Below are 12,532 nucleotides of genomic sequence, written 5' to 3' on the forward strand. Positions count from 1 at the left end.
GAAGGTTCACTCACCCCATGCGTCCAGCACTCGAGTCCTACCGACACATCGCGTCCGGCAAGGTCCGCGACATCTACGAGATCGACGAACAGACGCTGTTGCTGGTCACCTCCGACCGGATCTCGGCGTACGACTTCGTCCTGTCGACGCCGATCCCGGACAAGGGGCGGATCCTCACCGCGGCCAGCTTCTTCTGGTTCGATGCGCTCGGCGTGCCGAACCATCTCGTGGGCGGCCCAGACGACGAGCGGATCCCCGCAGACCTCGTCGGACGCTCGATGGTCGTCGAGAAGCTTCCGATGGTTCCCGTCGAGTGCGTCGCACGCGGCTACCTGACGGGGTCCGGGCTCGTCGACTACCGGGCGACCGGCTCAGTGTGCGGGGTGCCTCTGCCCGACGGGCTCGGCGAGTCGGACAAGCTGCCGGAGCCGATCTTCACGCCAGCCACCAAAGCCGCGGTCGGTGACCACGACGAGAACGTCTCGTTCGAACAGGTCGCAGCCACCGTCGGCGATGACCTGGCGCAAGCTTTGCGGCACGCGACACTCGACATCTACCGGCGCGGTGCCGACCTGGCCGCTGACCGCGGAATCATCCTGGCCGACACCAAGTTCGAGTTCGGACAGGCGGCCGACGGGTCACTGGTCCTCGCCGACGAGGTGCTGACATCCGACTCGTCCAGGTATTGGGACGCGCAGGCGTACACGCCCGGGCGGGTCCAGCCGAGCTTCGACAAGCAGATCGTGCGCAACTGGCTCACCGGTCCCGACTCGGCGTGGGACAAAGCCTCTGAGCAGCAGCCGCCCGCGCTGCCCGCGGACATCGTCGAGCGGACCCGACAGCGCTACATCGAAGCCTACGAACGCATTTCGCAACTGTCTTTCGCCGACTGGGCGGACCGACTCTGATGCCGGCGGCGCCAGTGGCGAAGAAGGTCCACTCCGAGCGGATCCACCACGGAGACGTCTTCGCCGATCAGTACGAGTGGCTGCGCGACAAGTCCGACCCCGAGGTGATCGCGTACCTCGAAGGTCAGAACGCGCACACCGAGGAGCAGACCGCGGACCTCGCGGACCTGCGGGCGACGATCTTCGGCGAGATCAAAGCGCGCACCAAAGAGACCGACATGGGGCTGCCCACGCGCAGCGAAGGCTACTGGTACTTCGCGCGCACCACCGAAGGGCAGAGCTACGCCACATACTGCCGGTGCCCGATCCGCGGTGACGACGACTGGACGCCCCCAGAAGTGTCGGTCGACGCCGACCTGCCCGGTGAGGAAGTCTTCTTCGACGCCAACGACGAAGCGGCGGGCACCGAGTTCTTCAGCATGGGCGCGCTGTCGGTGTCCCACGACGGCACTCGGCTCGCGTACAGCGTCGACACCGAAGGCAATGAGCGGTACACGCTGCGGTTCCGCGACCTGGGGACCGGGAAGGACCTGCCGGGCGAGGTCCGCGACACCGCGGGCGGCGCCACCTGGTCGAAGGACGGCCGGTTCGTCTTCTATCTGACCGTCGACGACGCATGGCGTCCCGACACGGTGTGGCGGCACGAGGTCGGCGCGGGCGCCGACGACGTGAAGGTGTTCCACGAGCCCGACGAGCACTTCTGGGTGGGTGTCGGATCGACGCCGAGCGACGAGTATCTGTTGATCGGCGCCGACTCGAAGCTGACGTCGGAGATGTTCGTGCTGGCCGCCGACGACCCGACCGGTGAGTTCGTCTCCGTCGCCGGCCGGACGCCGGGTACCGAGTACGGAGTCGACCACGCACGCATCGACGGCGACGACTACTTCCTGATCGTGCACAACGGTGAGGTCGACGGCGTCAAAGCCGTCAACTATGCGGTGGACATCGCCCCCGTCGACGACATCGCGGCGCGTCGACCCTTCATTCCGCACGATCCGGCTCGCCGCATCGAGGATGTCGACAGCTTCCGCGACTACCTGGTGCTGTCGTACCGGTCGGACGCCCTGCCGAAACTCGCCGTCGCCGATCTGCGTGCGGTAGCGGGCATTCCGACTGTCGACGACTTCGTCGAAGTGACGTTCGATCAAGACTTGTGTTCGCCGGGACTGGGATCGAATCCCGAATGGGGCACGCCCCGGCTGCGGATCGTCTACACGAGCTTCGTCGACCCGGTGGAAGCCCTCGATCTCGACGTCGCGACGGGGCAGCGGACGCTGCTGCGGCGCCAGACCGTCCTCGGCCACTACGACCCGTCCGACTATGTCGCGACCCGCGACTGGGCGACGGCCGACGACGGCACTCGCGTCCCGGTGTCCCTGGTACGACGGCGGGACCTCGCCGACGGTCCGGCCCCGGTGCTACTGGTCGGCTACGGCGCGTACGAGACGCCGATCGATCCCGGTTTCGCCGTGCCCCGGCTGTCACTGCTAGACCGTGGCGTCGTCATGGCGTACGCGCACATCCGCGGCGGAGGTGAACTCGGTCGACCGTGGTACGAGGACGGTCGACTCATGCGCAAGCGCAACACGTTCACCGACTACATCGCGGTCGCGCGGCACCTGATCGACTCGGGCCGTACGTCGCCGCAGCAGTTGATCGCCGACGGCGGCTCGGCGGGCGGACTCCTGATGGGCGCGGTCGCGAACATGGCGCCCGAACTGTTCCGCGGCGTCCTCGCGGCGGTCCCGTTCGTCGATGCGCTGACATCGATGCTCGATTCGAGCCTGCCGTTGACCGTCACCGAATGGGACGAGTGGGGCGACCCGTACCACGACGCCGACGTGTACGCATACATGAAGTCGTACTCGCCGTACGAGAACGTCGCCCCGCGCGACTACCCGGCGATCTTGGCGCTCGCTTCCCTCAACGACACCCGCGTGCTCTTCACCGAGGCCGCCAAATGGGTTGCGAGGCTCCAAGAGTCGACCACGTCGGGCCACCACGTCCTACTCAAGACCGAGATGTCCGCGGGGCACGGCGGTGTCAGCGGCCGGTACAAGCAGTGGGAGGAGACGGCCTACGAACTCGCCTGGATTCTCCGCGAGTCCGGTGCCGTGACTGTCTGACGATCGTCCAACCGAGGCCGACCAGCCCAGACAACTCCGCCGTTCTGGACCGCATAGCGGCACAGAACGGCGGAGTGGTCTTCTAGCCCGCTGTCCTCACAGCCGTGGATCCACCGGTTCGGACTCGAGGGCGAGGACGGCGAAGACGCTCCGATGCATCTCCCACAGGGGTTTGCGGTCGACGAGAGCGGCGAGCGCATCGAGACCGAGGCCGTGTTCTCGAGTCGCCATCGACCGTTTGCGCCCGAGGCTGCGTGATCGAAGGGTGTCGAGTGAATCGGTGTAGTCCGGACCGTAGATGATGCGGAGATACTCGCGTCCGCGAACCTTGAGACCCGGCTGGATCCGAGGCGATACGACGTCGGCCGGTTTGACGACCATGCCTTCGCCGCCCGCAGCGGTCAGGTCGAGCCACCACCGGGTGGCCGCGGCGCGCTCGTCCGTCGACGTCAGGTCGACGCTTCGGTGCCGAGTCCGCGTCAACAACGGGTCGTCGAGCGCACCGAGCGTCGCCATCTGCCATTCGTGCGACTGCGACGTCGCGAGCAGTCGCCCCTCTGCGGCGAGGATCGCGAACGGTGCCACCCGCACCGCCTGCGACTCTCCCGGTTCGCAGTATGCGGCGTACGCGTCGCGGAAGGCGCGGACGTGGTCGAACCGCCGAGAGGTACGCGCGGACAGCGCGGCGACGTCGAGCCCACGGTCGGCTGCCTGCGCCAGCGCGGCGTGCGCGGCGGGCAGCGTCGCCCTCGCCGCCGCACCGACCGACGCGTACTGCGCGGTGATGAGCGGCAAGGCCTTCGCCGACCAGGGCAGCAGTTCGCAGTCGACGACCAGCCAATCGGTGTCCAAGGCGGTGAACAGTGGGGACATCGCAGTCCTCAGCCGGTCCACGAGATCCGTCGACTCGGTGAAGAACGGTCGACCGGTCCTCGTGTAGATCGCACCGGACGACCCGTCGGAGACGCCGAAGCGGCGTCGGGCGACGTCGCTGTCCGTGGCGAGGACGGCGACAGCCCGCGACCCCATGTGCTTCTCTTCGCAGATCGCCCGATCGACACCCCACCCGAGGTAGTCGTCGAACGCCTTCTCGGGATGCTCCAGGAAACCGTCGACCGTCGATGTCGACGCAGGCGACATCGTCGGCGGCAGGTAGGCAAGCCAGCGGGGGTCGACGGCGAACCGGCTCATCACCTCGAGCGCCGCCGCCGCGTTCTCCTCGGGGATCTTGATCTTCCCGGCATGCAGGCTGTCGATCCACTGGGTGCCTGCGACGTCGTCGAGCCGCAGCACCGACGGGTCGCGCGACCGTTCCACCGGTGCGAGTGGGCGCGTCGGCGCATACCATTCCCGCTCGGCGGGCGCCGAGACCAGCTCGCGCTCCGGATAGCGCAGGGCCGTCAATGAGCCGCCGAAGACGACTCCGGTGTCGATGCAGATGGTGTCGTTGATCCACTCCGGAGTCGGCGTCGGAGTGTGCCCGTAGACGACGACGGCCGAACCGCGGTACTCGTCGGCCCACGGATACCGCACCGGCAGCCCGAACTCGTCGGTCTCACCGGTGGTGTCGCCGTAGAGCGCGAATGCGCGAACGCGGGCCGACGAACGGCCGTGATAGGCCTGCGCCAATCCGGCGTGCGCCACCACGAGTCGTCCGTCGTCCAGTACGTAGTGACTGATCAACTTCTCAAGGAATGTCTGTGCACGGGAACGGAACTCAGGGTCGCCCAGCGCGTCGAACTGAGCCAACGACTCGGCGAGCCCGTGCGATACGGTCACCTGCCGTCCGCGGAGCGCACGCGCCAGCTTGTCGTCGTGATTGCCTGCAACGCACAGTGCGTTGCCCGCCTCCACCATCCCCATCACCAGCGCGACCACGCCGGGGGTGTCGGGGCCTCGGTCGACGAGATCGCCGACGAAGACGGCCGTGCGGCCATCGGGGTGGGTTGCGTTGATCGCCCGCCCGGCATCGTCATAGGCGATCGTGTAACCGAGGTCCACGAGCAGCGTCCGGAGTTCACTGGCGCAGCCGTGGACGTCGCCGATCACGTCGAACGGCCCGGTCAGATCGGTCCGGTCGCTCCACGAACGCTCGGTGCGCACCGTCGCCGCGTCGATCGCATCCACGCCGCGCAGGTGATGAACCTTCCGGAATCCCTCTTTGCGCAGCTTCTTCAACGACCGCTGCAGGTCCGCATGCTGACGCCGGATCACCGCTGCGCCGAAGTCGCGGTCGTCCCGAGCCAGGGTGCGCTCGACTGCGATCTCGTGCGGCACGTCGAGGACCACGGCATCGACGAGGACGTCGTTGTCCTTCGCGACCTTGATCAACGATGCGCGCGCGGCCCGCTGAACGTTCGTCGCGTCGACGACGGTCAGCAGTCCCCGTCGCAGTCGGATGCCGACGAGGTGGTGCAGAAGATCGAACGCGTCCGGGGTCGCCGCGAGGTCGTTCTCGTCGTCGGCGACCATCGCACGGCAGGTGTCGCTCGACACGACCTGTGTCGGTTCGAACAACCGTCGTGCGAACGTCGACTTGCCCGCGCCGGACGTCCCGACGAGAAGGACGAGCCCTGTCTCCGGAACACCGATCTGAAATGTGTCAGCCACGAGTGAACACCGCCATCTGCGTCGGCGAGCCGTACGTTTCGTCGGCGTCCCCGACTCCGACGAAACGTGTCCGGTAGCCGTGGTCGTCCGCGACTCGGTCTGCCCACGACGCGAACTCCGTACGCGTCCACTCGAATCGGTGATCGGGGTGCCGCATGCCGACGAGGTCGGGGTACAGCACGTTGTATTCGCTGTTCGGTGTCGTCACGAGCACGACGCCGGGGCGCGCCTGAGCGAACACGACGTGCTCGAGTGCCTCCAGGCGCGCGGTGTCCAGGTGTTCGATTACCTCCATGAGGACGGCCACGTCGAACCCCTCGATCCGCGGATCGAGGTAGGTGAGCGCCGACTGGAACAACTCCAATCGCGCCGACTGGTGCTCGGTCATCTCGTCGACGTGGAGTCGGTCCGCTGCTCGGCGGAGCTCACGAGTCGAGACGTCGCATCCTGCGATGCGTCCGATGCCGGTGCTGCGAACCACCTTCGACAGGAACTGGCCCGAACCGCACCCGAGGTCGATCACCGACGTCGGACGCAGGTTCTCGATCTCGGCGAGCACGGCTTCGTGGCGTCGAACGTTCAACGTCGGATTCCGCGGAGCTGCATCGTCGTCCCGGGTGGTCGCGTCGACGTCGTCGAGTTCGGCGAGCCGCGCACGAGCGACCGCATCGAGGCCGCCCGTGCGCGCCAGATAGCGGTCGACGATCGTGTCCCGGTAGGGGTGAGTCTGGAGCCAGTCGCCGCCGGCCGAGATGAGCTTGTCCACCTCCGCCGTGGTCTGCCAGTAGTGCTTAGCCGAGTCGAATACCGGAAGCAGCACATACAGCTGGTTGAGGGCGTCGGCCAGTCGCAGCTCACCGCGGAGCGTCACGTCGAAGTACCGGGAGTCTCCCCACTCGGGAAACGCATCGTCCAGCGGAATCGGGGTGGCATCGACCTGCCAGCCGAGGGGAGTGAAGAGCCGGTCGATGAATTTGCGGCCGTCTCGGCAGCCCATCGCGCGGATGGTGATCTCGAGGTCGATCGCCGAGTCGGCGAGCTCCTGGCGGGAGTCGCAGCGTCCGGTGCGGGCGGTGCTGAAGATCTTGCCGAGAGCCACCGCCAACAGTGACGACGCCGCGTACGGGCGATCGTTCACGTACTGGCCGAGAGCGAAGTCCGGTGACCGCTTTCCCCGTGAGCGGGCGAGGGCGATCGGGTCGACCTCGACCAGGAGTGCGGCGGTGCACCGCTCCGCTGTCGCCTCGGGGTAGAACACCGTCGCCGTGCTCGTGGGTTCCGAGAACTCTTGGATACGGTCGGGATGCTTGTGCAACAGGTACCCGAGATCTGTGGCGGGACGGTGCGTGGTCGATACGGTCAGGAACACGGGATCAGTCAAACATCGAACGTGCCTGACGTCCACGCGGTTTCGGCCGTGGAGGAGTACTCACGTGACACGGCCCGGCGCAGCACTGTGCCCCGCAGCGGTTGCTGCGGGGCACAGTGTTGCGCGAACTGAGGTCAGTGCATGACGACCGGAGCGGTCTCAACGCTTTCGGCGCCCTCGACACCCTCGGTAGGTGCGATCTTCTTGCGGGGCAGGAAGATCGCCGGGATGATCGTCAGCGCGACGAGGACGGTGCTGACGATGAACGTCGTGGCGAACGCCGACGCGGCGTCGTCGAAGCCGAGGTCGAGCACGCCCTGCGGGATGTTCGCAGGAACCCGGTCGGGTGCGACGTGGGAGGTGATCGCCAAGCCGGCGCCTGCCGACAGCAGTCCGGTGTAGATGACGGTGATCACCGACGAACCGATCGACGACGCGGTCTGCTGGACGACGTTCACCAGGGTGGAGCCGTCGTTGACCTGCTCGGGCTTCAGCGTGGCGAGGGCAGCCGACATGATCGGCATCATCGTCATGCCCATACCGAGTCCCTGGATGAACAGCGCGCCGCACAGGTACAGGTACGACGTGTCGGGGCCGAGGAAGACGAACGCGCCGACACCGATCACGAGCAGCACCAGGCCGCCGAGCACGAACTTGCCCGGACCCATCTTGTCGGTCATCTTGCCCGCGATCGGCATGGTCAGGATGGCGCCGAGCCCCTGCGGCGCCAGCAGCAGGCCGGCGATCAGGGTGGTCTCGCCGCGGACGCCGATGAAGTACTGCGGGTAGAGCAGCGACGACCCGAAGAACGCGATCATGAACGTGACCATCGTGAGCACGGAGACCAGCATGGTGCGGTTCTTGAACAGGCGCAGGTCGAGCAACGGGTTCTTGGAGCGCAGCGCGTGGAAGACGAAGGCGATGATGAGCAGGGCGCCGATGATCATCGGGATGTACACCTTGGGTGCGCCGAACGTCTGCTCCTCAGCGCTCGAGGAGACACCGAACAGGAACAGGGCGAGGCCGGGCGACAGCAGCAGCAGACCGATGCCGTCGATCGACGGGCGGACGGTGTCCTTGTCGGTCGGCAGAGCGAACCACGCGTAGACGATGGCGATGATGCCGATCGGGATGTTGATCAGGAAGACCCAGTGCCACGAGGCGATCTCGATGAGCCAGCCGCCGAGGATCGGGCCGGCGATCGGGCCGAGGAGCATCGGGATGCCGAGAACGGCCATGACCGAGCCGACACGGGCGGGACCCGCGGCCTTGGTCATGATCATCATGCCGATCGGCATGAGCAGGCCGCCGCCGAGACCCTGGATGACTCGGAAAGTGACCAGGGTGCCGATGCTGGTGGCCATCGCGCACAGCACCGAGCCGATCAGGAACAGGACCAGCGACACCAGGTAGACGTTGCGGGTGCCGAATCTGGATGCAGCCCAGCTCGCGATCGGAATCACCGCGGCCAGCGCCAGGGTGTATCCGGTCATCGACCATGCGACGCTGGCGGGCGAGGACGAGAACTCCTCCGCGAAGGTGTTCTGTGCGACACCGACGACGGTCACGTCGAGGATCGACATGATCGCGCCGAGGACGACCACACCGGCGACGATGAACACATCGCGGCCGAGTTTGTCCGGCGCAGGGGCCGAGACGGATGAAGTCATGAGGTCACTTTCTCTGGTGAGAGGTGGGTGAGAACGTCGGACAGAGTGTTGCGGAAGGTGTTGCGCAGATCCTCTGGCAGTGTGGCGACCACGTCGGTCAGATCGTCCGCGTGCTGGGTGAACTGTTCGTCCAACAGCGCGCGGCCCTGGTCGGTGAGTGACAGGCGCTTCACTCGTCGATCCTCCTGGTCTTCTCGCCGATCGACGAGTTCGAGCCCGACCAGCCGGTCGGCGCCCCGACCGGCCGCCGCGAGCGACAGTCCGACGGCGTCGGCCAGCGTGTTCACCGAGACGGCTTCGTTCTCCCGATGCAGGACGAAGAGCATGCGCAGCTGGGACAGGGTCATGTCCGTCGCCGCGAGCGAATCCGCAGTGCGGGCGCTCTGTTGGCATGCGAGGGTGTCGAGGAAACGAAACAGGACAGCGCTCGTCGCACTCACTGATTCGTCGATGTCATTGATCGCAGGCACCTGAGAGAACTTACGGGCACGCAACTATTGCTGCAACACAATTAGCCGTGAGGTTACTCACGCTGATTACTGTGTGGGGTATGAGTCACTCCAACATCAAGTCCATCCCGGTCAACGCTCTCGACGGAACTCCGTTGAACCTCAGCGACCTGCCCGGACCGCTCCTCGTCGTCAATGTCGCGTCCAAGTGCGGGCTCACTCCGCAGTACACCGCGCTCGAGCAGCTGCAGAAGGACTACGGCCCGAAGGGGCTCACCGTCGTCGGCATGCCGTGCAACCAGTTCATGGGCCAGGAACCCGGAACGGCCGACGAGATCGCCACCTTCTGCTCCACCACGTACGGAGTCAGCTTCCCGCTGCTGGAGAAGGCCGACGTCAACGGCGAGCACCGGCACCCGCTGTACGCGGCCCTCACCGAGACGCCCGACACCGACGGCGAGGCAGGCGACATCCAGTGGAACTTCGAGAAGTTCCTCGTCTCCTCCGACGGCGGGGCCATCGCTCGGTTCCGCCCGCGCACCGAGCCCGACGCACCCGAAGTGGTGTCGGCGATCGAAGCCGCGCTCTGACTCGCCGCCCACGGCCGGTGAAAGGCCTGCGGCCGGGTACGATACGGCCGTAGGACTTTCTCACCGAAGGAGCGGTTGCCTGATGGCACGTGTAGTGGTCGATGTCATGCCCAAGGCCGAGATCCTGGATCCGCAGGGGCAGGCGATCGTCGGCGCGCTGGGGCGTCTCGGATTCGCCGGCGTCGCAGACGTCCGGCAGGGTAAGCGGTTCGAGTTGGAGGTCGACGACTCGGTCAGCGACACCGACCTCGAGCGCATCGCCGAAGATCTCCTGACCAACACGGTCATCGAGAACTTCACCGTCTCCCGCGCGGCGGAGTGACGGCGGATATGACCGCACGTATCGGAGTCATCACCTTTCCCGGCACCCTCGACGACGTCGACGCGGTGCGCGCGGTTCGCCTCGCGGGCGGCGAACCCGTCGAACTGTGGCACGGCGACGCCGACCTGAAGGGCGTCGACGCCATCGTCGTCCCCGGCGGCTTCTCGTACGGCGACTACCTGCGAACCGGGGCCATCGCCAAGTTCGCCCCCGTGATGGGTGAAGTCGTCGCCGCCGCCACGAACGGCATGCCGGTCCTCGGGATCTGCAACGGCTTCCAGATCCTGTGCGAAGCCGGCCTGCTGCCGGGCGCGCTCACCCGTAACCAGGGACTGCACTTCGTGTGCCGCGACCAGTGGCTGCGCGTCGAGTCGAACGTGACCGCATGGACGAGCCGCTTCGACGCGGGCGCCGAGATCCTGATTCCGCTCAAGTCGGGGGAGGGGCGCTATGTCGCGTCCGACGAGACCCTCACGGAACTGCAGGACGAGGGGCGCATCGTGTTCACCTACGCGGGCGACAACCCGAACGGCTCGCAACTCGACATCGCCGGAATCTCCAGCGCAAACGGTCGCGTCGTCGGCCTCATGCCGCACCCGGAGCATTCGATCGAGGCGCTGACCGGGCCGTCCGACGACGGTCTCGGGCTCTTCTACTCGGCACTCGACGCGGTCGTCGCAGCCGTCTGACCGGTATGACGACGACGGCGAGTGCGGTCGGCCTCGGCGAGTTCATCGACTCCTCGCCGTCGCCGTTCCATGTGTGTGCGACGGTCGCGGCGACGCTCGACGACGCCGGCTACACGCGAGTCTTCGAGGACCGTCCGTGGTCCGGCGACGCTCGGCGCGGCTATGTGGTGCGCGGCGGATCGATCATCGCGTGGGATGCGTCCGTCGTCGACTCGTTCCGGCAGCCGGGAAACGTGCCGTTCCGTATCGTCGGCGGTCACACCGACAGTCCCAATCTTCGTCTCAAGCAGCATCCGGACCGTCGTGCCGCCGGACTGTCGACAGTCGCGTTGGAGCCGTACGGGGGAGCCTGGCTGAACTCGTGGCTCGACCGCGACCTCGGACTCTCCGGGCGGATCGCCTACGCCGACGGCGCGTCCGTCGCGCACACGCTCGTCGAGATCGACGAACCGATCCTGCGTGTTCCGCAGCTCGCGATCCACTTGTCCGACGACCGCAAAGGCGTACATCTCGACCCGCAGCGGCACGTCGACGCGCTGTGGAGCCTGGACGAGACGGCCTCGATCATGACGGTCGTCGCCGAGCGCGCAGGAGTCGATCCGGCCGCCGTCCTGGGCTGGGAGCTCATGGCGCACGACGTGACACCGTCGCGCATCATCGGCGGTGCAGGCGAGTTCCTCAGCGCGCCTCGCCTGGACAATCAGGGCACCTGCTATTCGGGCCTGCGGGCGCTCCTCGACGCACAGCAGGGCGGCAGCGTCGCCGTGCTCGCGCTGTTCGACCATGAAGAAGTCGGGTCGGGCTCCGAGCGTGGGGCCTCCAGCGATTTCCTCGTCACCGTGTTGGAACGCCTCGTGGCCGTGAACGGCGGCGGTCGGGATGAGTTCCTGCAGGTCATGGCCGCCAGTGTCTGCGCGTCCGGCGACATGGCGCACGCCACCCACCCCAACTATCCGGACCGGCACGAGCACGGTCACCGCATCGCCGTGAACGGCGGACCGGTCCTCAAGGTGAATCAGAATCTTCGGTACGCCTCGGATGCGACGGGCGAAGCCGAGTTCGCGATGGCGTGCCGTGACGCCGACGTCCCGCTGCAGCGGTACGTGCACCGCGCCGACCTGCCGTGCGGTTCGACGATCGGTCCGCTCACCGCGACGCGCACCGGACTGCTGACCGTCGACGTCGGCGCTCCGCAACTCGCCATGCACAGTTGCCGTGAACTCATGGGCGTCGACGACGTCGTCATGTACTCGCAGGCCCTGCGCGCCTTCTTCGAGCGCCCGTCTCGCTGATCGGCCTGCGCTGATCGACCTATCTCGCGTCGTAGGCTTCGCGCGCCTTCTCGACGTCGGGGAGGCGACCTTCGACGAGGTCGATCAGTCCGTCCAGTCGCTCCGCGACATCGGCTCCGAGCTCAGTGAGCGAGTATTCGACGCGCGGCGGAATAGCTTGCAGCACTTCGCGAACGACGAAGCCGTCCCGTTCGAGTGACTGCAGGGTCGACGACAGCATTCGTTCGCTGACACCGTCGACGCGACGCCGGAGCGCGCTGAAACGAAGCTCGCCCTCACGCAGTGCCACCAGGGCGAGCAGGCCCCACCTGCTCGTCGCGTCCTGCAACACACCCCGCGACGCGCAGGCGCGTGAGAACACGTCCGGCTCCAACGTCGGGTCGACGTCGTCGGACGGGGCTGAGGCGGTCATGTCCGCCATCCTATACCAACGGTTGTGCGTGTGCTGACAAAATCGGTTGCACTATACAAATGGTAAGTGCATGATGGTGGGGCAGATCAACTGAT

11 protein-coding genes are annotated in these 12,532 nt (G+C 66.8%); 6 read left to right on the top strand and 5 right to left on the bottom strand.

Features of this window, described 5'->3' with window-relative positions; translation table 11 throughout:
• The first annotated feature begins 17 nt into the window (after positions 1–17).
• Complete coding sequence (locus L5G28_RS05300; RefSeq protein ID WP_237000621.1) at positions 18–908, top strand: phosphoribosylaminoimidazolesuccinocarboxamide synthase; 891 nt, start codon at positions 18–20, stop codon at positions 906–908.
• A complete protein-coding gene (locus L5G28_RS05305) occupies positions 908–3,034 on the top strand; it encodes a S9 family peptidase (RefSeq protein WP_237000622.1) in 2,127 nt (708 codons plus the stop codon). Before L5G28_RS05300 ends, L5G28_RS05305 begins: the two co-directional genes overlap by 1 nt.
• Before the next feature lie 96 nt (positions 3,035–3,130).
• On the opposite strand, the gene L5G28_RS05310 is transcribed toward L5G28_RS05305, so the two are convergent.
• From L5G28_RS05310 to L5G28_RS05325, 4 genes are all read right to left on the bottom strand, one after another.
• Entirely contained in the window at positions 3,131–5,644 is a 2,514-nt protein-coding gene (locus L5G28_RS05310) for a polynucleotide kinase-phosphatase (protein WP_237000623.1), read from the bottom strand.
• A complete protein-coding gene (locus tag L5G28_RS05315) occupies positions 5,637–7,013 on the bottom strand; it encodes a 3' terminal RNA ribose 2'-O-methyltransferase Hen1 (RefSeq protein ID WP_237000624.1) in 1,377 nt (458 codons plus the stop codon). The genes L5G28_RS05310 and L5G28_RS05315 overlap by 8 nt, the downstream gene beginning before the upstream one ends.
• Before the next feature lie 134 nt (positions 7,014–7,147).
• Positions 7,148–8,683 carry a DHA2 family efflux MFS transporter permease subunit gene (locus L5G28_RS05320; RefSeq protein ID WP_237000625.1) on the bottom strand — a complete coding sequence of 512 codons (1,536 nt, stop codon included), beginning with the start codon at positions 8,681–8,683 and terminating at the stop codon, positions 7,148–7,150.
• A complete protein-coding gene (locus L5G28_RS05325; protein WP_237000626.1) occupies positions 8,680–9,153 on the bottom strand; it encodes a MarR family winged helix-turn-helix transcriptional regulator in 474 nt (157 codons plus the stop codon). The genes L5G28_RS05320 and L5G28_RS05325 overlap by 4 nt, the downstream gene beginning before the upstream one ends.
• Before the next feature lie 80 nt (positions 9,154–9,233).
• On the opposite strand from L5G28_RS05325, the gene L5G28_RS05330 reads away from it, so the two are divergent.
• The 4 genes from L5G28_RS05330 to L5G28_RS05345 all read left to right on the top strand — a co-directional run bounded on the left by L5G28_RS05330 (position 9,234) and on the right by L5G28_RS05345 (position 12,025).
• Entirely contained in the window at positions 9,234–9,722 is a 489-nt protein-coding gene (locus tag L5G28_RS05330) for a glutathione peroxidase (protein ID WP_237000627.1), read from the top strand.
• Between the two features lie 82 nt (positions 9,723–9,804).
• A complete protein-coding gene (gene purS, locus L5G28_RS05335) occupies positions 9,805–10,044 on the top strand; it encodes a phosphoribosylformylglycinamidine synthase subunit PurS (RefSeq protein WP_237000628.1) in 240 nt (79 codons plus the stop codon).
• A gap of 8 nt (positions 10,045–10,052) precedes the next feature.
• Complete coding sequence (gene purQ, locus L5G28_RS05340) at positions 10,053–10,733, top strand: phosphoribosylformylglycinamidine synthase subunit PurQ (RefSeq protein ID WP_237000629.1); 681 nt, start codon at positions 10,053–10,055, stop codon at positions 10,731–10,733.
• Positions 10,734–10,738: 5 nt separating this feature from the next.
• The gene (locus L5G28_RS05345; protein WP_237000630.1) at positions 10,739–12,025 is read left to right on the top strand and encodes a M18 family aminopeptidase; all 1,287 of its coding nucleotides are present in this window, start codon (positions 10,739–10,741) and stop codon (positions 12,023–12,025) included.
• Positions 12,026–12,044: 19 nt separating this feature from the next.
• Here the strand turns inward: L5G28_RS05345 and L5G28_RS05350 are convergent, their stop codons facing one another.
• Entirely contained in the window at positions 12,045–12,437 is a 393-nt protein-coding gene (locus tag L5G28_RS05350) for a winged helix-turn-helix transcriptional regulator (protein WP_372476875.1), read from the bottom strand.
• Positions 12,438–12,532 lie beyond the last annotated feature (95 nt).

It is taken from the genome of Gordonia liuliyuniae (genome assembly GCF_021739025.1).
Classification (GTDB): domain Bacteria; phylum Actinomycetota; class Actinomycetes; order Mycobacteriales; family Mycobacteriaceae; genus Gordonia; species Gordonia liuliyuniae.

Coding starts and splice junctions, on each gene's coding strand:
- L5G28_RS05300 (WP_237000621.1), top strand. CDS start 18: ATGCGTCCAGCACTCGAGTCCTACCGACACATCGCGTCCGGCAAGGTC.
- L5G28_RS05305 (WP_237000622.1), top strand. CDS start 908: ATGCCGGCGGCGCCAGTGGCGAAGAAGGTCCACTCCGAGCGGATCCAC.
- L5G28_RS05320 (WP_237000625.1), bottom strand. CDS start 8,683: ATGACTTCATCCGTCTCGGCCCCTGCGCCGGACAAACTCGGCCGCGAT.
- L5G28_RS05330 (WP_237000627.1), top strand. CDS start 9,234: ATGAGTCACTCCAACATCAAGTCCATCCCGGTCAACGCTCTCGACGGA.
- purS (WP_237000628.1), top strand. CDS start 9,805: ATGGCACGTGTAGTGGTCGATGTCATGCCCAAGGCCGAGATCCTGGAT.
- purQ (WP_237000629.1), top strand. CDS start 10,053: ATGACCGCACGTATCGGAGTCATCACCTTTCCCGGCACCCTCGACGAC.
- L5G28_RS05345 (WP_237000630.1), top strand. CDS start 10,739: ATGACGACGACGGCGAGTGCGGTCGGCCTCGGCGAGTTCATCGACTCC.
- L5G28_RS05350 (WP_372476875.1), bottom strand. CDS start 12,437: ATGACCGCCTCAGCCCCGTCCGACGACGTCGACCCGACGTTGGAGCCG.